Source organism: Pigmentiphaga sp. GD03639, from assembly GCF_029845405.1.
GTDB classification, from domain to species: Bacteria; Pseudomonadota; Gammaproteobacteria; order Burkholderiales; family Burkholderiaceae_B; genus Pigmentiphaga; species Pigmentiphaga daeguensis.
The window spans coordinates 1-21,013 of the sequence record NZ_JAOCLR010000015.1 but is presented as its reverse complement, the minus strand read 5'-3'; the positions used below and the strand labels follow the sequence as shown (position 1 = coordinate 21,013).

Here is a 21,013-nt window from a genome sequence, read left to right as displayed (position 1 = left end):
CTTCCGTGAGGGCCTAGCGGCCCGGGACCTGGAACGCCTTGCACGGATCTTCGCGCGGCGCGGGCGGAATCACGATGTCGCGGTCGTAGGCAGCCGCCGGCGCGGGCTGTTCGGTATAGCCCACCGACAGGATGGTGCCGGGCTGGAGCCAGCGCGGCACGCCGATGTCGCGGCGGGCATGGCCATTGCCGGCCAGCAGGACGACGGGCCGCTGGGCGGAAGCGCCGGGTACGCGCGCGGCGCTGGCGATCGCGCCGGCCATCACGGCGTCGCGCGCCAGCTGGGCCATGGCCATCCCGCCCAGCATGGACGGGGGCAGGGCGCCGCAATGGGCCTCGGCCACTTCCTTGCGCTGCGCCGCCAGCAGGTCGGGCGGAGGCGAGAGCAGGCCGAGCCGGCGCAATTCATTGGTATCGAACAGGGCGGCGGGGCCTTGTTTCATGACGGTGCCCGCATCGGCGCGCGACAGGTTGGCGGCGACCACAGGCAGCTTCTCGCGCAGCGCCAGCTCCAGGACGGGGCGGTAGTGCGCCCAGTCCCACCCCGTCTTGGCCGGTGCCGCGGCCTGGATCACGCAGTCGGCGCTGGTACAGGTGCGCATGGTCCGGTCCAGGTCGGCCTGCCGTTCGCGATCGAACTGTTCCATGGCGATGGCCGGCCGCCAGCCCGCGCGCACCGCGCGCGCGAGCGCCTGCAGGCGCTGGCGATGGCCCTGGGCGTTGTCATGGATTTCGCCCAGCAGCACGACCTGGTGGCGCGGCAGCTCGGCCGCGAGCGAGACGACGGCGGCGTCGTCCCTGCCGGGCAGCCACGAGCATCCGGCCAGCAGCAGGGCGGCGGTGGCGCCGGCCAGCGGCAGCAGGGCGGACGCGGTGCCCGCACCGCGCCGCGTCGGCGTGCAAGCGCGGGCCGTCATGCCGCGGGCCGGGGCGTGCCCGGCGCGATGGCGGCCAGCCCGTCGGCCAGCGCGGTCCACGCCGCCAGCTCGGGCTTGCCCGGCTTGCGTTCGCCGAAGAACTGCACGATCAGCGAACCTTCGGCGTCATAGCATTCCAGCGAGGTCACGATGCCGTCCACCGTGGGCTTGCGCACCAGCCAGGCCTCGGTGAACAGGTCCATGCGCAGATGCAGGTTGAAGCCCGGATCCAGCACGTTCAGCCACGGGCCCATGGGGGCGATGCGGTGGACCGGCCCGGTGTGGATCTGTACGCATCCGGCATTGCCGACGAACACCATGATGGGCAGCCCCGATCCGGCGGCCGAGTCCAGCACGGCATCCACGGCGCCGACGCCGACCTGCCGCGCGAACTCGGGGGGAGCGAGCCGCAGTGCCTGCGTACGTTCCACGCCATGCCGCCGCAGCAGGCCGAAAAACTCGTGGGTGTCGCGCAGTTCGCGCCATTCCTGGCGGAAGGCATCGACGTCGACGTCCTGGTCGGCCTTGCGCTCGGGGGCCGGCCGTGGTTCCGGCGTGACCGGCTGCGCGCTGTCGGCGTGCGCCGCCAGCAGGGCCTCGAACGCGGCGCGGTCGGTGCCCTCGGCCACATAGATCTTGTGCACCGCCTCGCCCTGCTGGTCGAACACCTGCAGGCTGGGGCGCTCGCCCCCCACGGCGTAGGCGTGCCGCCACTGCGACAGGAACAGGCGCAGGTCGATCTCGGGGTTCAGGGCCAGCCCCATCCTGCCTTCGACCTGGACGTGGTCGTAGACCCCGGTCTTTTCGTGGACGGCGGCCTCGTTGCGTGTCAGCGCCAGCAGTGGCCCGGCCGCCTTCAGTCCGCCCAGCAGCGTGGCCCAGTCGGGCTTGAGCCGGGTCGCGGACGGATCGGCTGCGACCAGCTCGCCTTCGCTGGCGCCGATGCGGGCGGCCGCGTCACGCATGCGCAGCTTGGGCTGCTCGGCCTTGAGGGCCAGGTAACGTTGCCAGAGGGTGGTTGCTGTCATGCGGGGAACCTTGGGACGGGGAAATGGTCGTAATGATAATGATTTTTATTAATGAAGGTAAGGCGCGGGCCGCATGATGGGGAGGGCGGGGCGACAAAAGGCCTTTCCGCCCTATACTAGAGTGTTTCGTCATTTTCCTTGCGAGTCCCGCCATGCCGCAATACCGTTCCCGTACCTCCACCCATGGCCGCAACATGGCCGGGGCACGTGCGCTATGGCGCGCGACCGGCATGAAGGACGGTGACTTCGGCAAGCCCATCGTCGCGGTCGTCAATTCCTTCACCCAGTTCGTGCCCGGCCACGTGCACCTGAAGGACCTGGGCCAGATGGTCGCCCGCGAGATCGAGGCCGCCGGCGGCGTCGCCAAGGAGTTCAACACCATCGCGGTGGACGACGGCATCGCCATGGGGCACGGCGGCATGCTGTATTCGCTGCCCTCGCGCGAGCTGATCGCTGACTCGGTCGAGTACATGGTGAACGCGCATTGCGCCGACGCCATGGTCTGCATCTCCAACTGCGACAAGATCACCCCGGGGATGCTGATGGCCGCCATGCGGCTGAACATTCCGGCCGTGTTCGTGTCGGGCGGCCCCATGGAGGCCGGCAAGGTCATCGAGGCCTACCATCCCGCCCAGGACGTGAACGGCCAGAAGATCATCAAGGTGGACCTGATCGACGCCATGATCAAGGCCGGCGACCCCACCGTGTCGGACGAGGACGTCGAGAACTACGAGCGCTCGGCCTGTCCCACGTGCGGGTCCTGCTCGGGCATGTTCACCGCCAACTCGATGAACTGCCTGACCGAAGCGCTGGGGCTGTCGCTGCCGGGCAACGGCACGCTGGTGGCCACCCACGCCGACCGCAAGGACCTGTTCCTGCGCGCCGGCCGGGTCGCCGTCGAGCTGTGCCGCCGCTATTACGAGCAGGACGACGCTTCCGTCCTGCCGCGCAACATCGCCACCAAGGCGGCATTCACCAACGCGATGGCGCTGGACGTGTCCATGGGCGGCTCGACCAATACCGTGCTGCACCTGCTGGCCGCGGCGCAGGAAGGCGGCGTGGATTTCACGATGAGCGACATCGATCGCATCTCGCGCCACGTGCCCTGCCTGTGCAAGGTCGCGCCCGCCACGCAGCAATACCACATCGAGGACGTGCACCGCGCCGGCGGCATCATGGCCATCCTGGCCGAGCTCGACCGCGCGGGCCTGCTGGACACCTCGGTGTCCACCGTGCACAGCAAGACCCTGGGCGAGGCCATCGCCGCGAACGACGTCAAGACGAACGCCGACGAAGCCGTCCATGCCTTCTTCCGCGCGGCGCCCGGCGGCGTGCCGACCCAGACCGCCTTCAGCCAGGACAAGCGCTTCGACAAGCTGGACCTGGACCGGGCTGCCGGCTGCATCCGCGACAAGGCCCATGCCTATTCCCAGGACGGCGGCCTGGCCGTGCTGTACGGCAACGTGGCCGAGAAGGGCTGCATCGTCAAGACGGCGGGGGTCGATGAAAGCATCCTGAAATTCACCGGCAAGGCGCGCATCTTCGAGAGCCAGGAAGACGCCGTGGACGGCATCCTGGGCGATACGGTGCATGCCGGCGACGTGGTCATCATCCGCTACGAAGGCCCCAAGGGCGGCCCCGGCATGCAGGAAATGCTCTATCCGACCTCGTACATCAAGTCCAAGGGCCTGGGCAAGGCCTGCGCCTTGCTGACCGACGGCCGCTTCTCGGGCGGATCCTCGGGCCTGGTGATCGGCCATGCTTCGCCCGAGGCGGCCGAGGGCGGTACCATCGGGCTCGTGGAAGAGGGCGACATCATCGAGATCGACATTCCCAACCGCCGCATCAACCTGCGCGTGGACGACGCGGAACTGGCCAGGCGCCGCCAGGCGATGGAAGCCCGCGGCGACAAGGCGTGGCAGCCGCTCGATCGCCAGCGCGTGGTGTCGCAGGCGCTGCAGGCGTACGGGATGATGGCGACCTCCGCCGACCGCGGCGCGGTGCGGGACATCTCGCAATTGAAGGCCCCGCGCGCCCGCTAGGGAAGCCCGGAAGCCCGGCTTCGAAAAACAGACGGCCTCGCTTTCAGGAGCGAGGCCGTTTTCGTTTTCGGCGCGGCGGCCGGTCAGGGGGCGGGAGGCGGAACTTCCTTGGCAGGCGTTCCCTGTTCTTCCTTTTCCACGCGATTCAGCAGCTTGGCGAACTCGATCACCAGCCTGCGGCTGCGCGCGTCCAGCGTGGCGAAGCTGCGGCGCAGGGCGCGTGTGTCGTCGGCGTAGGGCAGCTCGTCGCCGTCACGCAGCTCCGAGGTGGCGGGAAGCACGCGGACGTTCTCGACCAGGGCATAAAGATCGGTCACGCCCACGTTCATGGCCCGGGCGATGTTCTCCAGGCGTACGATGGACGGCTTCTGCTTGCCGGTCTCGATGCGGGAAAGATTGCCGGCATCGGTTCCGACTTCCATGGCGACGGCCTCGAGCTTGAGCCCGAGTTTCTCGCGCGTATATCGGATCGCCGAACCTATGTCCATGGCGTGATTGTCCGAATGCCTTGCTCTGCACGCAAAGCGTAAGACGCAAATTATTCGTGTATATTTTGCGTAAAAAGCAAAACGAATCATTGCGCCAAGCGGGAGAAGCGTGGGTCAGGCCCTCCCGAGGCGACGGGGGTTGCGTGCCATGCAAACACACCAAGGCGTGACGGAACTGCTGGTACTCAGCGGGATCGACCAGGACGGCCACATCGCGTGGCTCTTCGTGCCGCGCGGCTGGGACATCGCCGCGCTGGAACAACTGTTCCCCTTCTCGGGCCATGCCCGCGCGCGGCGACGCCATGTGTTGATCGCGGTGCCGATCGCCCGCGAACTGGCCCAGCGGTACGGCACCCGGCCCTTGCTCGAGTTCCCGGACACGCCGTCGCTGCACAGCCTGCTTTCCGAAGGCCTCGCGGCGGTGAAGCTGCTGATCGCGCGCGATCAGGACACGGCATCGGCCATGCCGCTGTGACGCAGCAGGGCCTCGATGCTGGGATCCCGGCCGCGGAAGGCGCGGAACGACTCGATCGCGGGCCGGCTGCCGCCCACTTGCAGGATCTCCCGCAAGAAGCGTGCCCCGACCTCGGGCCGTAGCGTATCCTCGGTCGCCGCGTCCTCGAAAGCCGCGTAGGCGTCGGCGGACAATACTTCCGCCCACTTGTAGCTGTAGTAGCCGGCCGAGTAGCCGCCGGCGAAGATGTGGCTGAAGGTGTTGATCCAGCGCGAGACCTCCGGCTGGGGCAGCACGTGCATGCGGTCGTTCACCGCGCGCGACAGCGCCAGCACGCTTTGCTGGCCGTCGGGATCGTAGTCGGTGTGCAGGTGCATGTCGGTGGCGGCCAGCACGACCTGGCGCAGCGTCATCAGCCCGCCCTGGAAGTTCTTGGCGGCGACCATCTTGTCGTACAGGGCGCGGGGCAGCGGTTCGCCCGTTTCCGCGTGCGCGGTCATCTGTTCCAGCACCGCCCATTCCCAGCAGAAGTTCTCCATGAACTGGCTGGGCAGTTCGACCGCATCCCATTCCACGCCGTTGATGCCCGACACGCCCAGGTCTTCCATCTGCGTGAGCATGTGATGCAGGCCGTGGCCGCATTCATGGAACAGGGTGATGACTTCGTCGTGCGTGAACAGCGAGGGCTTGCCGCCGCTGGGCGGCGTGAAATTGCAGACAAGGTAGGCCACCGGTGTCTGCAGTTCGCCGCCGGGGCGGCGATAGCGGGTGCGGGCGTCGTCCATCCATGCGCCGCCGCGCTTGCCGTCGCGCGCGTACAGGTCCAGGTAGAACTGCGCCAGCAGCGTGCCGGCGGCCGATTCCACGCGGAAGAAGCGCACGTCGGGATGCCAGGCCGGGGCGTCGTCCGGGCGGATGCGGACCGAGAACAGCGTCTCGATCACCTTGAACAGGCCCGCCAGCACCTTGGGTTCGGGGAAGTATTGCTTGACCTCGTTTTCCGAGAAGGCGTAGCGTGCCTGGCGCAGTTTCTCGGACGCATAGGCGATGTCCCAGGGCTCGAGTTCGGCCAGGCCCAGCTCGGCGGCGGCGAATTCCCGCAGCTCGCGCAGGTCGCGCTCGGCATAGGGGTGCGCGCGCTCGGCCAGCTCGGCCAGGAATTTCTGCACCTGCTCGGGCGTATCGGCCATCTTGGGCACCAGCGACACCTCGCCGTAGTTGGCATAGCCCAGCAGGCCCGCTTCCTCGCGGCGCAGGCGCAGCAGGTCCAGCATGATGGCGGTGTTGTCCCACTCGGCCCGACCCTGTCCGTATTCGGGACCAAGCTCCGAGGCGCGCGTCACGTGCGCCTTGTACATGGTCTCGCGCAGGGCGCGGTTGTCGGCGTATTGCAGTACCGGGAAATACGAGGGGAAGTGCAGGGTGAACTTCCAGGCCGGCGCTTCGTCCGGGGCTTCGCCTTCCTTGGCCGGAATCTTCCGGGCGGCTTCGCGCGCCGCTTCCTTCACGTCCTCGGGCAGTCCGGCCAGTTCGGCTTCGTCGCGCACGATCAGCGCATAGGAGTTGGTGGCGTCCAGCACGTGGTCGGAGAAAGCCTTGGACAGCGTTGCCTGCTGTTCCTGGATCTCGGCGAAGCGAGGCTTGGATTCCTCGGGCAGCTCGGCGCCGCCCAGGCGAAAGCCCCGCAGCTCGTTCTCGATCAGTTTCTTGCGGGCCGGCGTCTGCTGCTGGAATTCCTTGCTGGCCGCCAATTTCTTGTAACGCTCGTACAGCGCCTGGTTCTGGCCCAGGCCGGCCCAGAACTCGGTCACGCGCGGCAGGTTCTCGCCGTAGGCGGCACGCAGCTCGGGCGTATCGGCCACCGCGTTCAGGTGTCCCACCACGCTCCAGGCCCGCGACAGCCCCTCGGTGCCTTCATCCAGCGTCTCGACCACGCTGTGCCAGGTAGCCGGCGCATCCGCGGCCTGGTCCGCCTCCAGCTTGTCCACCGCCTTCTGCGCCCGCTCCAGCAGGGCCGTGATGGCCGGTGTGATGTGCTCCGGCCGGATGGCATCAAACCGGGCCAGGCCCGACAGGTCCATGAGCGGATTGCCGGCCAGGGCGGAGGAAGAGGAAAGGTCGGACGCTTGCGCCATGGGGAAACTCCTGAATGCTGACTGTGCCCCGTAGATGGGGGCGAAAAAAGGAAACACCAGGGGAGGGCACCATCCCGGGAACAGGGGGACAAGAACGCCGCCCCTTGCCAGCCTGTTGGTTTCCAGGATGCGGTGGATCCGGCTCCGCCGGTCCGCCCGCATCGCCCCCTGGGGGGCGCCCGAAGGGCGTAGGGGGGGGCCTACCCCTCAGCAGATTCCAGCGTATTGGCCAGCAGCATCGTGATCGTCATCGGGCCGACGCCGCCCGGGACCGGGGTGATCCAGCCGGCCACTTCCGAGACGCTGGCGAAATCGACGTCGCCGCATAGCTTGCCGGCCTCGTCGCGGTTGATGCCCACGTCGATCACCACCGCGCCGGGCTTGACCATGTCGCCGGTCAGCGTGTTGCGGCGGCCCACGGCGGCCACCACCACGTCGGCCTGGCGGGTATGGTAGGCGAGGTCGGGCGTGCCGCTGTGGCATATCGTGACCGTGGCGTTGGCCTGCAACAGCAGCAGCGCCATGGGCTTGCCCACGGTGTTGCTGCGGCCGATGACCACGGCATGCTTGCCGCGCAGATCGTAGCCGGTGCTTTCGATCAGCTTCATGCAGCCGTAGGGCGTGCACGGACGGAAGCCTTTCAGTCCCGCCATCAACTCGCCGGCGCTGAGCACGGAGTAGCCGTCCACGTCCTTGCGGGTGGAAATGGCCTCGATCACCTTGTGCGGGTCGATGTGCCTGGGCAAGGGCATCTGCACCAGGATGCCGTGGATGGCGGGATCATGGTTGAGCAGGTCGATGCGGGCCAGCAGCTCGGCCTCGGTCATCGTGGCCTCGTACTTCTCCAGCACCGAATGGAAGCCCGCGTCGTGGCACGCCTTGACCTTGTTGCGCACGTACACGTGCGAGGCCGGATCGTCGCCCACCAGGATCACCGCCAGGCCGGGACGCCTGCCCTGGCGCGTGAGTTCGGCGGCGCGCTGGGCGATGTCGGAGCGGATCTGCTTGGAGAGTTCGTTGCCGTTGATGAGGCGTGCGGGCATGGCGGTCTGAAGGCAAAGAGGAGTGGGGGAACGAGGGCGCGGACGCCTGGGGCATTTTAGCGCACGGGGGCCGACGCTTCAGCCAGGCGTGCCGGTTTCCACCGCCGTCATCACCGCCGCCACGGCCCTGTCCCCATCCTGTCCGGACGCTTCCAGGCCAGCCACCACGCTCCGCCGGTCGGCCTCGCTGCGGTTCTGGCTCATCTTCCACTTGGCCTGCAGCCGCGCGATGGGCATTTCCAGTCCGACGATGGCCGCCAGCCTTTCCTGCAGGAAGGCCGGCGGCGCGTCGCTCATCTTCCACGGGGCGTCGCGGCCCTGCTCGAACATCCGCGTCAGCCGGCCCACCACGCCGGCCACCCAGCCGGGATCGTCATGCACGATGATCCGGCCGCGGGCATGCACCACGGCGTAGTTGTAGGTGGGCACGACTTCGTGGGTCGTGCGCTTGGTTTCGTACAGGCTGGGCGATACGTAGGCGCTGGGGCCCTGGAAGACGACCAGGCTCTCGGCCTGGGAATCCGCCAGTTCCCGCCAGACCGGATTCGCCCGTGCCACGTGGCACAGCAATGTGCCATGCGGACCGCGGTCGGGATCCAGGATGAAGGGCAGGTGGTTGGCGTCCAGCCCTTGCGGTCCCGCCGTCACCAGCATGCCGAGCGGACAGGCGCGTATCAGGTCGCGGATCTTGTCCGTGCCGGTCTGCTCGAAATGCGACGGCAAATACATAGTTACCTTGGTGTCGAGCGGCGGAGAGCAAGAACACGGTGCTTCGCGCCGAGAGAACTCATCCAGACCCGGGATGCGGTGGATCCGGCTCCGCCGGTCCACCCGCATCGCCCTGCGGGACCCGGCCCCCTTGGGGGGCTGCCGCGTAGCGGCTGGGGGCCCCCACCATTCCGGGCACGCGTAAGCGCGTAGGGGGATTATCCCTGCGGCCGATGGTGCAGGGCCACCTTCATCAGGTCGGCCACGGTCGTGACCTGCAGCTTTTCCATGATGTTGGCGCGATGCGCCTCGACGGTCTTGATGCTGATGCCCAGGTCGTCGGCGATCTGCTTGTTCAGGCGGCCGGCCACGATGCGTTCCAGGACCTGCTGTTCGCGCACGGTCAGCCGGGCCAGCAGGGCCTCGTGGCCGCGCCGGGTGGCTTCGTCGGCCGCGCGGGAATGGGCCTGCTCCAGCATGTTGGCGATGATCTGGCGCAGGTCCGCTTCGTTGAAGGGTTTTTCCAGGAAATCCACCGCGCCTTTCTTCATGGTGGAGACCGCCATGGGCACGTCGCCGTGGCCGGTGACGAAGACGATGGGCAGGGTGGACTTGCGGGCGAGCAGTTGTTCCTGGAGCTCGAGCCCGGTCATGCCCGGCATCCGGACGTCGGCGATCAGCACGCCGATCACCTCGGGGTCGTACTCGGCCAGGAAGCGTTCCGAACTCTCGTAGGCCCGTACCCGGTAACCGTTGGCTTCGAGCAGCCATCGGAGAGAATCTCGCACGGCTTCGTCGTCGTCGACTATGAAGACCGTGCTGGATTGGGGCGTATTGCTCATCAGGTAAGCTCCTTGGGTGCGGATTCCAGTTCGGGGGCGGGTCCGGTCGGCAGGATCGGACGTACCCACGGAAGCGTGAACTTGAAGATCGTGCCTCCGGCGGGATTGGCTTCGGCCCACAGCCGGCCGTGGTGGAACTCGATGATCGTGCGGCAGATGTTCAGGCCCATGCCCATGCCTTCCGACTTGGTGCTGTAGAAAGGCTCGAACAGCCGTTCGGGGTCGGCCAGCCCATGGCCGGTATCGGTGACTGCCACTTCAACCATGTCGTCGCGCACGTTCGCTTCCACCAGCAGTTCCCGCCCCTCTGAATCCTGCATGGCCTCCAGGCCGTTTTTCATCAGATTCAGGACCACCTGTTCGATCAGGATAGGATCGGCAAGAACGTCCGGCAACTGTTCGGGTATTTTTTGAATGATATCGATCCGCCGGGTCCGGGACTCGATCCCGGCAAAACCGACCGCATTATCCACGATCGTGGGCAGGCTGACCCGCTGGCGCTTGGGCTCGCTCCGCTTCACGAATTCGCGTATGCGGCGGATGATCATACCTGCACGCTGGGCCTGTGCGGTGGTTTTTTCCAGGGCCGGCAGCAATTTGGCCGGATCGGTATCGCCGGCGCGTACCAGCGCCACCACGCCCATGCTGTAGTTGTTGATGGCCGTCAGCGGCTGGTTCAGCTCGTGCGCCAGCGACGAGGCCATTTCGCCCATGGTGATCAGGCGGCTGGTGAGCTGGATCTTCTCCTGCTGGGCGCGGGACGCTTCCTCGGAGGCCCGGCGCTCGGTGATGTCGCGCGCCACCTGCATGCGCACCCGGCGTCCGTCCACCCATTGCAGCATGCGATGGCGCACCTCGAACCAGCGGTGCGTGGACGAGGAATACACTTCGATTGCTTCATCGGTGAAACGGCCGCGCCGGCCGGCGGACAGTTCGTCGTGCCCGGTGGGCTGCGAACCCAGCACGCGGCGGTAGGTCTTGTTGGCGAACAGCAGTTCCGAGCCCTTGGGGGTCTCGGCCGTGACCGAGATGGCGTCGTCCAGGCCCTCGAGCACGGTCATGAAGCGTTCGTGGGCGGCGGCCAGGGCCTCGCGGATGCGCTTGGGCTCGGTGATGTCGGTCATGGACGTCATCCACCCGGTCTGCACGCCACGCTGGTCCAGCAGCGGCGACACGTACATCCGCGCGAAGAAGATCGAGCCGTCGCGCCGCTGCGCCTCCATCTCGAAGCCGCTGCTGGGGGCGTTGCCCGACAGCAGCATCTCGGTGTTGCGCCACTGGGCGGCATGGTCGCCCTGGGGCCAGTAGGGGTAGGGCGGCGGCCGGCCCAGCAGGTCGGCCTCGTCCCAGCCCATCATCCGGCAGAAGGCCGGGTTCACATAGGTAATGCGGCCTTCCATGTCCAGCACCCGCATGCCGGTCAGCATGGAGTTCTCCATGGCGCGGCGGAAGGCGGTCTCGGCGATCAGGGCCTGTTCGGCCTGGGAACGGAAGCGCGTGTGGCGCCACAGCGCGAACAGGCTCCATATGATGACCGCCGACAGCGACACCACGACCCAGACCAGCATGGTCTGCGAGGTGTCGGTTTGCGTGCGGTAGCCGCGCGCGCTCAGCATCATGCCGTTGCCCGGCGGGTCCAGCGGCACTTCGTAGGCGTTGATGGCGCCCTTGTCCGCGCGCGACGACGAGGACACCAGCGGCATCTCGTTGCCGTCCAGGATGGAAACCTTGTACTTGCGCTGGGTCTCCTGCGGGATCAGGTGCTGCAGGATGGCGTCCACCGAATACACCGTGGCCAGCGTGCCCAGGAAGCGTTCGTCCTGGAACACCGGCACGTACAGGTCCAGGTAGACCTCGTTGTACTGCCCCCGGTAGGGGCGGGAATACGCCGGCCGGTGCTCGTCGCGGGCGATCTCGAAGGCGCGGAAGGCCTCCGGCTCGGCCGCGCCGGGGGCGCTCATGCGGAAGGTCTGGCCCGCGCGCCGGTCCGGCGTCGAGACCCAGACCGCCTTGCGGTCGGCGTTGATCCAGGCCACGTGGATGATCTCGGGATGCTCGACCTGCAGTTCCCGGGCATCGTCCAGGAAGCGGCCCTCGGTCATGCTGGTGCGCACCAGGTCGCGTCCCAGCGCGCCCATGCGGTCGCGCGCCGCCAGCATGCGCAGGCGCATCGATTGCTGCGCCCAGTCGACGTCCCGCACCAGCGTGCCGTAGCGCTGGGCGTCGTCGCGGGCATCCAGCCACCACAGGATCGAGCCCATGACGCAGACGAACAGCCCCAGCGCGATGGCGGGCGTCAGCCAATACCAGCTGCGCCGGCGCAGGCGCCCCAGATCCTTGAACGGGGCGGGAATATTGGAAGGATGAACGGTAGACATGAAGAAAGTTTACGCACAGTGTGGTGCGTTCGGAGGCCCGCTGTTTTATTGCAGCGCAGAATGCTTTTATCCGGGTTTCGTGGTAGATTTCACATTGTGGTAAATGATATCGTAAAGCGAAATTTTTATTGCATGGAAGGCTTCCTGCCTTCTAGAATCGCGCCGGAGTTGCGAGGGCCCTAGTTTTACATAGGCGAAGGCCGCCAACAGCGACTTAACCCTCGGATGGCTACGAGCCGTCCGGATGTCACAGAGACTCAGGAGACAGGCATGTCCGCTCTTCCTCAGGTCGGGGCCGGTATAACCGCCGCCAACGACGAAGATACCCTGGAAACCCAAGAATGGCTCGAAGCCCTGGAAGCGGTTCTGGATCGCGAAGGCCCTGAGCGCGCGCATTACCTGCTGGAACGCCTGATCGACCTGGCCCGCCGTTCCGGCGCCTACATCCCGTTCTCGCCGAACACCGCCTACGTCAACACCATCCCGCCGCACATGGAGCCGGCGCATCCGGGCAAGCTGGATCTGGAAAACCGCATCCGCTCGTACATCCGCTGGAACGCGATGGCCATGGTGGTCAAGGCCAACCGGCTGCATCCGCCCGATGGCGGCGACCTGGGCGGCCACATCGCCTCGTTCGCCTCGCTGGCGACCATGATCGAGACCGGCCAGAACCACTTCTGGCACGCCGAGACCGAAAACCGCGGCGGCGACCTGGTCTACTTCCAGGGCCATTCCTCGCCCGGCGTGTACGCCCGCGCCTTCCTGGAAGGCCGCCTGTCGGAAGACCAGCTCAACCATTTCCGCCAGGAAGTCGACGGCAAGGGCCTGTCGTCCTACCCGCATCCGAAGCTGATGCCCGACTTCTGGCAGTTCCCGACCGTCTCGATGGGCCTGGGCCCCCTGATGGCCATCTACCAGGCCCGTTTCCTGAAATACCTGCACGCCCGCGGCATCGCCGATACCAGCAACCGCAAGGTCTGGGTGTTCTGCGGCGACGGCGAAATGGACGAGCCCGAATCGCTGGGCGCCATCAGCCTGGCCTCGCGCGAAAAGCTGGACAACCTGGTGTTCGTGATCAACTGCAACCTGCAGCGCCTGGACGGCCCGGTGCGCGGCAACGGCAAGATCATCCAGGAACTGGAAGGCGAATTCCGCGGCAGCGGCTGGAACGTCATCAAGCTGATCTGGGGCGGCTACTGGGATCCGCTGCTGGCGCGCGACAAGGAAGGCATCCTGCGCCAGATCATGGAAGAGACCGTCGACGGCGAATACCAGGCCTACAAGGCCAACGACGGCGCGTTCGTGCGCGAGAACTTCTTCGGCAAGCACCCCAAGCTGCTGGAGATGGTCAGCCGCATGAGCGACGAGGACATCTGGCGCCTGAACCGCGGCGGCCATGACCCGCACAAGGTCTACGCCGCGTTCGACGCCGCGCAGAACAGCCAGGGCCGCCCGACCGTCATCCTGGCCAAGACCATCAAGGGCTACGGCATGGGCGCCGCCGGCGAGTCGCGCAACCCCGCGCACCAGCAGAAGAAGCTGGACGACGACATCATCCGCGCCTACCGCGACCGCTTCAACATCCCGGTGCCGGACGACAAGCTGGGCGAACTGCCGTACTTCAAGCCGTCCGACGAATCGCCGGAAATGAAGTACCTGCACGAGCGCCGCCAGGCCCTGGGCGGCTACCTGCCGCACCGCCGCCAGAAGGCCGACGAGCACCTGCCCGCGCCGGCGCTGTCGACCTTCCAGGCCGTGCTCGATCCCACCGCCGAGGGCCGCGAGATCTCGACCACGCAAGCCTTCGTGCGCATCCTGACGCAACTGCTGCGCGACAAGACGCTCGGCCCGCGCGTCGTGCCCATCGTGCCCGACGAATCGCGCACCTTCGGCATGGAAGGCATGTTCCGCCAGATCGGCATCTACGCCCACGAAGGCCAGAAGTACGTGCCCGTGGACAAGGCGCAGGTCATGTACTACCGCGAGGCGGAAGACGGCCAGATCCTGGAAGAGGGCATCAACGAAGCGGGCGCGATGAGCTCGTGGATCGCCGCGGCGACGTCCTACTCGTCGAACAACCGCATCATGGTGCCGTTCTACATCTATTACTCGATGTTCGGCTTCCAGCGCATCGGCGACCTGGCCTGGGCCGCCGGCGACATGCAGGCCCGCGGCTTCATGCTGGGCGGCACCGCCGGCCGCACGACGCTCAACGGCGAAGGCCTGCAGCACGAGGACGGCCACAGCCACCTGATGTCGGCCACCATCCCCAACTGCGTGTCGTACGACCCGACCTTCGCGCACGAACTGGCGGTCATCATCCAGAACGGCCTCAAGCGCATGGTGGAAGACCAGGAAAACGTCTTCTACTACATCACGGTCATGAACGAGAACTATGCCCAGCCGGGCCTGAAGGCCGGCGACGAAGAGGGCATCATCCGCGGCATGTACCAGTTGAAGAAGAGCGAGGCCAAGGCCGAGCATCGCGTCCAGCTGCTGGGTTCGGGCACCATCCTGCGCGAAGTCATCGCCGCCCAGGAACTGCTCGAGAAGGACTGGGGCGTTGCCGCCGACGTCTGGAGCGTGACCAGCTTCACCGAGCTGCGCCGCAACGGCCTGGACGCCGATCGCCACAACCTGCTGCATCCGACCGAGAAGAAGGCCCAGGTCGCCTACGTGACCGAAGTGCTGGAAAAGACCGAAGGTCCCATCGTCGCCTCGACCGACTACATGAAGTCCTTCGCCGACCAGATCCGTCCGTTCATCCCCAGGGGCCGCACCTACAACGTGCTGGGCACCGACGGGTTCGGCCGTTCCGACTTCCGCGCCAAGCTGCGCGAACACTTCGAGGTGGATCGCCACTTCGTCACGCTGTCCGCCCTGAAGGCGCTGGCCGACGAAGGCAAGATCCCGGTGAAGAAGGTGGCCGAGGCCATCAAGAAGTACGGCATCAACCCCGAGAAAGCCAACCCTCAACACGCGTGATCGATGGCCGGGATGGGTAAGATAGGGACTGCCCCTGTCTTGCCCGCCCGGCCGGCGCGCGCCTGCCTGCGGCGGGGGCGCCGGTGGGGTCCGGCTTTCTGGAGACTACAGAATGAGTAATGTGAGCGAGCTGAAAGTCCCCGACATCGGTGATTTCAGCGAAGTCGAAGTGATCGAGATCCTGGTCTCGGTGGGCGACACCATCAAGGCCGAGCAAAGCCTGGTCACGGTCGAGTCCGACAAGTCGTCCATGGAAATCCCGGCCGCCGCCGGCGGGGTGGTCAAGGCCATCAAGGTCAAGGTCGGCGACAAGGTCAGCGAAGGTACGCCGCTGGTCGAGATCGAAGCCGCCGGCGGCGCCGAGGCGCCCCAGCGGGAAGCGGCGCCTGCCAAGGCCGAAGCGCCCGCCGCCGCGCCCGCCGCCAAGCAGGAAGCCGCGCCGCAGGCCGCGCCGGCCGCCGCGCCCGCCCAGGGCGGTGGCGAGGAAACCGTGGTCGTGCCCGACATCGGCGACTTCAAGGACGTCGAAGTCATCGAACTGCTGGTCAAGGCCGGCGACAAGGTCTCGGCCGAGCAAAGCCTGGTCACCGTCGAGTCCGACAAGTCCTCCATGGAAATCCCGACCTCGGTCGCGGGCGAAGTCACCGAGGTGCTGGTCAAGGTCGGCGACAAGGTATCCAAGGGTAGCCAACTGGTGAAGGTCAAGACCGGTGCCGCCGCCGCTGCCGCGCCGGCCGCCAAGGCCGAGAGCGCGCCGGCTCCCGCCGCCAGGGCCGAGGCGCCGGCGTCCGCCGCGCCGGCTGCCGCGCCCGCGGCCAAGCAGCCGCCCGTGCCGGCCGACTCCGCCGTCGAACACGCGCCTTCCAAGGCCCATGCCTCGCCGTCCGTGCGCAAGTTCGCGCGCGAACTGGGCGTGGACCTTTCCAAGGTGTCCGCCACCGGTCCCAAGGGCCGCATCACGCCCGACGACGTGCGCAACTTCGTCAAGAAGGCCCTGGCGGGCGGCGCCGCCGCAGCGCCCGCGGCCGCCGGCGGCTCGGGCTCCGGCCTGGAAGTGCTGGCCTGGCCCAAGGTCGATTTCGCCAAGTTCGGCGAAGTCGAGGCCAAGCCGCTGTCGCGCATCAAGAAGATCTCCGGCGCCAACCTGCACCGCAACTGGGTGATGATCCCCCACGTCACCAACAACGAGGATGCGGACATCACCGACCTGGAAGCCTTCCGCGTCCAGCTCAACAAGGAAAACGAGAAATCCGGCGTCAAGGTCACGATGCTCGCGTTCCTGATCAAGGCCGTCGTCTCGGCGCTGAAGAAATTCCCCGAGTTCAACGCCTCGCTGGAAGGCGACAACCTGATCCTGAAGAAGTACTTCCACATCGGTTTCGCCGCCGACACGCCCAACGGGCTGGTGGTGCCGGTCATCCGCGACGCCGACAAGAAGGGCGTCCTGGAGCTGGCCAAGGAAACCTCCGAACTGGCCAAGAAGGCGCGCGACGGCAAGCTCTCGCCCTCGGAAATGCAGGGCGGCTGCTTCTCGATCTCGTCGCTGGGCGGCATCGGCGGCACCAGCTTCACGCCCATCATCAACGCGCCCGAAGTGGCCATCCTGGGCGTCAGCCGTTCCACCATGAAGCCCGTCTGGGACGGCAAGCAGTTCGTGCCGCAACTGACGCTGCCCATGTCGCTGTCGTACGACCACCGCGTCATCGACGGCGCCGCCGGCGCCCGCTTCAACGCCTACCTGGCCTCGGTGCTGGCGGACTACCGCCGCATCCTGCTGTAAGGAGCCCGAGATGGCGATAGAACTCAAGGTACCCGACATCGGCGACTTCAAGGACGTCGAAGTCATCGAGATCCTGGTGGCCGTGGGCGACACCATCAAGGCCGAGCAAAGCCTGATCACCGTCGAATCCGACAAGTCCTCCATGGAAATCCCCGCCGCGCAGGGCGGGGTGGTCAAGGCCATCAAGGTCAAGGTCGGCGACAAGGTCAGCGAAGGCTCGGTGCTCGTCGAGGTCGACGCGGCCGAAGGCGCCGCCGCGGCCAGCCCGGCCCCGGCCGCGGACGGCAAGTCGCGTACCGGTTTCCCCAAGGTCGAAGTGGCGCCCGCCGCCATGCACGAACTGGGCGAACCGACCTCCGACAAGCCGGATCCCGACCCCGTCCCGCTGCCCGCCGCCAGCTTCGGCGGCAAGGCCGACCAGAGCTTCGACGTCGTGGTCCTGGGCGCCGGCCCCGGCGGCTACTCCGCCGCCTTCCGCGCCGCCGACCTGGGCCTGAAAGTGGCCCTGGTCGAACGCTATTCGACCCTGGGCGGGGTCTGCCTGAACGTCGGCTGCATTCCCTCCAAGGCCCTGCTGCATACCGCGGCCGTGGTCGAGGAAGCCGCCAAGATGGCCGAGCACGGCATCACCTTCGGCAAGCCCGAAATCGACCTGGACAAGTTGCGCAAGTTCAAGGACGGCGTCGTCGGCAAGCTGACCGGCGGCCTGGCGGGCATGGCCAAGGCCCGCAAGGTCACCGTGGTGACTGGCGTCGGCGCCTTCGTCGGCCCCAACCACATCGAAGTGCAGGGCAAGGACGGCAAGCAGGTCATCCAGTTCGCCAGCGCCATCATCGCCGCCGGCAGCCAGTCCGTGAAACTGCCCTTTGCCCCGGAAGACGAACGCATCGTCGACTCCACCGGCGCACTGCTTTTGAAGCGCGTGCCCAAGAAGATGCTCATCATCGGCGGCGGCATCATCGGCCTGGAAATGGGCACGGTGTACTCGACCCTGGGCGCCAGGCTCGACGTCGTCGAAATGCTGGACGGCCTGATGCAGGGCGCCGACCGCGACCTGGTCAAGGTCTGGCAGAAGATGAACGAACACCGCTTCGACAACATCATGTTGAAGACCAAGACGGTGGGCATCGAGGCCAAGGCCGATGGCATCTGGGTCACCTTCGAGGGCGAGAAGGCCCCCAAGGAACCCCAGCGCTACGACCTCGTCCTGCAGGCCGTCGGCCGCAGCCCCAACGGCAAGAAGATCGGCGCCGACAAGGCCGGCGTGCAGGTGGGCGACCGCGGATTCATTCCGGTGGATTCCCAGATGCGCACCAACGTGCCGCACATCTACGCCATCGGCGACATCGTCGGCCAGCCCATGCTGGCCCACAAGGCCGTGCATGAGGGCCACGTGGCGGCGGAAGCCGCGGCCGGCCAGAAGAGCCACTTCGACGCCACCGTCATCCCCTCCGTGGCTTACACGGATCCGGAAGTCGCGTGGGTGGGCCTGACCGAGGACGAAGCCAGGAAGCAGGGCCGCAAGGTCACCAAGGGCATGTTCCCCTGGGCCGCTTCGGGCCGCGCCATCGCCAATGGGCGCGACGAAGGGTTCACCAAGCTGCTGTTCGACGAAGAGACGCACCGGATCGTGGGCGGCGGCATCGTGGGGACGAATGCCGGCGACATGATCGGCGAGGTCGCCCTGGCGATCGAGATGGGGGCGGATATGGTGGATATCGGGAAGACCATCCATCCGCATCCGACCCTGGGCGAGTCGATCGGGATGGCGGCCGAGGTGGCGGAAGGGGTGTGTACGGATTTGCCGCCGGTCAGGAAGAAGTAGGGGTGTCGTAGTTTGAAAAAAAAGGCCGCACTTTGTGTGGCCTTTTTTGTTTTTTGCGGCAGCCAGGGGAACGGGTGCCTTGATGAGTCGGCCATGATCACCACCGAACGGTTCGACCACAATAGTCGAGGTATTCGAGGCCGGGATGGCCCAGTTTGGTCAGAAGCACGTTCACAACCCCGGGAACACTTTCCTCGATCGACAATCTCCCCTCAGGGCCTCCCAGGTCGGTGCGCACCCAACCCGGCGCGATCAGCAGCATGGCCCGTGGCGTTTGCGCTTGACGCGCGGCAAAGCTGCGCATGAATTGGTTCAAGGCTGCCTTGCTGCCACGGTAAACCTCCCGCTGGCCGGATTCGTTGTCGGCGATACTGCCTTGTCCGGATGACATGACCCCGATCAGGCCGGCCGGCGTGACAAGGTCGGACAAGCGCTCGACCACCCGCATCGGGCTAAGTGCATTGGTGATCATGAGATTCACGAAATCCTCCGTCGAGACCTCACCGATGGTCTGAGTCGGGTCAGGATTGGTCGTCCCGGCATTGACAAACAGAATGTCGAACATCCGGCCGGACAGGCGCTCGTGTAAGGCTCGGATCTGCTCGGGTCGGGTAATGTCCAGCATTTCAATGTCGACCCGGTCCGGATGCGCATCGGCCAAATCGTGCAAGAGGGTCCGGCCGCCACCGGCGCGGACTGTGCCCACGACGTGCCAGCCGTTTTTCAGGAATTCGGCCGCCATGGCGTGGCCGAGGCCGCGCGAGGCGCCGATGAGCAGGACGGCGGGGGTGTGAACCGATGCTTGGGGCATGGGATTCTCCTTTTCGCACTATTGAAGCCATGGATTGTCGAACCTGGCTCTAATTTGCACCAGACGCCTGGACTGCAATTCTTGATTGCGCCAGACGCCATACCTGGAAGGTTTTCGATTATGCTGGGCGCATGACACGCGTCGACCTCAACCTCCTTCCCGCGCTGGATGCATTGCTGAGTGAACGTAGCGTCACGGGGGCCGCCCGGCGACTGAAGCTCAGTGTTTCTGCAACGAGCCGTACGCTCACTCGCCTGCGCGCGGTTACGGGCGATCGCCTGTTGCTGCAGGCTGGGCGCACGCTGGTGCTCACGCCATATGCAGAACAGCTGAGCCAGCGTCTCTCGGCGCTGACCCGCGAAGTAGAGGGGGTACTGAGTCGTACCGAGCATCAGTTCGACATTGCCTCCCTGGAGCAACGCTTCACCCTGCGAGTGGGTGAAGGCTTTATCGACCTGCTTGGCGCGGCTTTGATGGACCGGATCCGCCGCACGGCACCCGGTGTGCAGCTTCGCTTCGCCCCCAAGCCGGACTGGAATGCTCAACCGCTAAGGGAAGGCGCGATTGATCTGGAGATCGGCATCGTCAAAACTTCAGCACCCGAGGTACGTACGCGTTTGCTCTTCCGCGATCGCTATGTCGGCGTGTGCCGCATCGGCCATCCGCTTCTGAGTGAACGGAGCATCAGCGTGGAACAATGGGCCGCATACGACCATGTGATGACTTCACGTACCGGCGAAGCGGAAAGTTCGATTGACGCAGCCGTTGAACCGCCGAATGGGCGGCGGAAGGTGCGGATAGTGGTGCCGTCTTATACGAGCGCCATGCAGCTGGCTCGTCATTCGGACTTGCTGGCCGTTGTCCCGCATTCATGCGTCGGCAACTCCTTTGTGCCGGATTACGCGGCGGCCAATGGCTTACAGTGCTTCGAACTGCCCGTGCCCATACCCGCTTTCAATATCTCGGCAATCTGGCATCCGCGCCTCGATCACGATCCGGCTCATTGCTGGTTTCGTGCCGAAGTGCTGGATCTCTGCCTGGAGGCTTATCCGCGAAATCTGCCTCAAGCTTCGCCGCCACTCCATCGCTAGTGTGGTCCACGCCAGTTGCGCGGCCAGCGGTCTGGGCGGAGGGCGATGCCATGTGTATCCTCGAAGCAGTCGAATAGACAGTGCATGGCCACAGGGCGGTACGCCGCTTTACCTGCATCGAGTGGCGGGAATGCGGACGTCGGTTCCTCCAAGGAATTCTTGCCAATGAAAACTGCTCAAGCCGATTGCTTCGCCGATCAAGGCTACGTCCGGTTGGAGGGCTTTCATCCGCGCAAGCGGATGATGGCGGTCCGGCAGAAGCTGCTTGATGAACTCAAACGCGTGTCCGAGGGAAAGGGCATGCCTGCTTCGGTGCGCGGTCTGCCTGTCTTCCAGCAGATCGGCAAGCTGTCTTCGCTGGTCAGGCTGCCCGGCCTGCATGAATCGCTGGTTACGCGGGAATTGCTGGCCGAGGTGACGCGACTGGCCGGACGAGCGCCGAACCTGGTCCAGGATGTCGAACTGCTGCTGTCGCCGCCCCGTCAAG

At 66.3% G+C, this 21,013-nt stretch carries 15 protein-coding genes and 1 pseudogene; 7 read left to right on the top strand and 9 right to left on the bottom strand.

All coding sequences use genetic code 11. The features are described from left to right. Window positions 1-13 precede the first annotated feature (13 nt). Together N5K27_RS16525 and N5K27_RS16520 are read right to left on the bottom strand one after the other, a co-directional pair. Window positions 14-916 (bottom strand): ChaN family lipoprotein, encoded by a 903-nt coding sequence (locus N5K27_RS16525; protein WP_279817580.1) that lies wholly within the window; start codon window positions 914-916, stop codon window positions 14-16. Next, complete coding sequence (locus N5K27_RS16520) at window positions 913-1,944, bottom strand: ChuX/HutX family heme-like substrate-binding protein (RefSeq protein WP_087839510.1); 1,032 nt, start codon at window positions 1,942-1,944, stop codon at window positions 913-915. Before N5K27_RS16520 ends, N5K27_RS16525 begins: the two co-directional genes overlap by 4 nt. A 152-nt stretch (window positions 1,945-2,096) precedes the next feature. On the opposite strand from N5K27_RS16520, the gene ilvD reads away from it, so the two are divergent. Continuing rightward, entirely contained in the window at window positions 2,097-3,986 is a 1,890-nt protein-coding gene (gene ilvD / locus N5K27_RS16515; protein ID WP_087839511.1) for a dihydroxy-acid dehydratase, read from the top strand. Between the two features lie 83 nt (window positions 3,987-4,069). On the opposite strand, the gene N5K27_RS16510 is transcribed toward ilvD, so the two are convergent. Beyond that, window positions 4,070-4,474, bottom strand: a complete 405-nt coding sequence (locus N5K27_RS16510) for a helix-turn-helix transcriptional regulator (protein WP_087839512.1) — start codon at window positions 4,472-4,474, stop codon at window positions 4,070-4,072. 148 nt (window positions 4,475-4,622) lie between these two features. On the opposite strand from N5K27_RS16510, the gene N5K27_RS16505 reads away from it, so the two are divergent. Next, on the top strand, window positions 4,623-4,949 hold the full coding sequence (locus N5K27_RS16505; protein ID WP_087839513.1) for a hypothetical protein: 327 nt from the start codon (window positions 4,623-4,625) through the stop codon (window positions 4,947-4,949). On the opposite strand, the gene N5K27_RS16500 is transcribed toward N5K27_RS16505, so the two are convergent. The 5 genes from N5K27_RS16500 to N5K27_RS16480 all read right to left on the bottom strand — a co-directional run bounded on the left by N5K27_RS16500 (window position 4,919) and on the right by N5K27_RS16480 (window position 12,034). Continuing rightward, window positions 4,919-7,063, bottom strand: a complete 2,145-nt coding sequence (locus N5K27_RS16500) for a M3 family metallopeptidase (RefSeq protein WP_087839514.1) — start codon at window positions 7,061-7,063, stop codon at window positions 4,919-4,921. The genes N5K27_RS16505 and N5K27_RS16500 overlap by 31 nt on opposite strands. Before the next feature lie 200 nt (window positions 7,064-7,263). Further along, window positions 7,264-8,106, bottom strand: coding sequence for a bifunctional methylenetetrahydrofolate dehydrogenase/methenyltetrahydrofolate cyclohydrolase FolD (folD, locus tag N5K27_RS16495; protein WP_132980344.1), 843 nt, complete (start codon window positions 8,104-8,106; stop codon window positions 7,264-7,266). A 78-nt stretch (window positions 8,107-8,184) separates the two neighbouring features. Continuing rightward, window positions 8,185-8,835: an FMN-binding negative transcriptional regulator gene (locus N5K27_RS16490; RefSeq protein WP_279817577.1), complete on the bottom strand. Its 651-nt coding sequence runs from the start codon at window positions 8,833-8,835 to the stop codon at window positions 8,185-8,187. Between the two features lie 197 nt (window positions 8,836-9,032). Then, window positions 9,033-9,656 carry a response regulator transcription factor gene (locus tag N5K27_RS16485; protein ID WP_087839517.1) on the bottom strand — a complete coding sequence of 208 codons (624 nt, stop codon included), beginning with the start codon at window positions 9,654-9,656 and terminating at the stop codon, window positions 9,033-9,035. Next, window positions 9,656-12,034 (bottom strand): PAS domain S-box protein, encoded by a 2,379-nt coding sequence (locus N5K27_RS16480; RefSeq protein WP_132980343.1) that lies wholly within the window; start codon window positions 12,032-12,034, stop codon window positions 9,656-9,658. Before N5K27_RS16480 ends, N5K27_RS16485 begins: the two co-directional genes overlap by 1 nt. Window positions 12,035-12,304: 270 nt before the next feature. Between N5K27_RS16480 and aceE the strand changes: the two genes are divergently transcribed. The 3 genes from aceE (at window position 12,305) to lpdA (ending at window position 18,624) form a co-directional block, all read left to right on the top strand. Beyond that, window positions 12,305-15,019, top strand: a complete 2,715-nt coding sequence (aceE, locus tag N5K27_RS16470) for a pyruvate dehydrogenase (acetyl-transferring), homodimeric type (protein ID WP_087839518.1) — start codon at window positions 12,305-12,307, stop codon at window positions 15,017-15,019. Window positions 15,020-15,131: 112 nt separating this feature from the next. Next, window positions 15,132-16,799: a dihydrolipoyllysine-residue acetyltransferase gene (aceF, locus tag N5K27_RS16465; RefSeq protein WP_279817574.1), complete on the top strand. Its 1,668-nt coding sequence runs from the start codon at window positions 15,132-15,134 to the stop codon at window positions 16,797-16,799. Between the two features lie 10 nt (window positions 16,800-16,809). Further along, complete coding sequence (gene lpdA, locus N5K27_RS16460) at window positions 16,810-18,624, top strand: dihydrolipoyl dehydrogenase (RefSeq protein ID WP_279817572.1); 1,815 nt, start codon at window positions 16,810-16,812, stop codon at window positions 18,622-18,624. Between the two features lie 97 nt (window positions 18,625-18,721). Here lpdA and N5K27_RS16455 read toward each other — a convergent pair whose 3' ends face one another. Continuing rightward, entirely contained in the window at window positions 18,722-19,435 is a 714-nt protein-coding gene (locus N5K27_RS16455; RefSeq protein WP_279817570.1) for an SDR family NAD(P)-dependent oxidoreductase, read from the bottom strand. Window positions 19,436-19,566: 131 nt separating this feature from the next. On the opposite strand from N5K27_RS16455, the gene N5K27_RS16450 reads away from it, so the two are divergent. After that, window positions 19,567-20,526, top strand: a complete 960-nt coding sequence (locus tag N5K27_RS16450; RefSeq protein WP_087841156.1) for a LysR family transcriptional regulator — start codon at window positions 19,567-19,569, stop codon at window positions 20,524-20,526. Between the two features lie 165 nt (window positions 20,527-20,691). Beyond that, window positions 20,692-21,013: pseudogene (locus N5K27_RS16445) on the top strand (hypothetical protein); the annotation flags it as partial.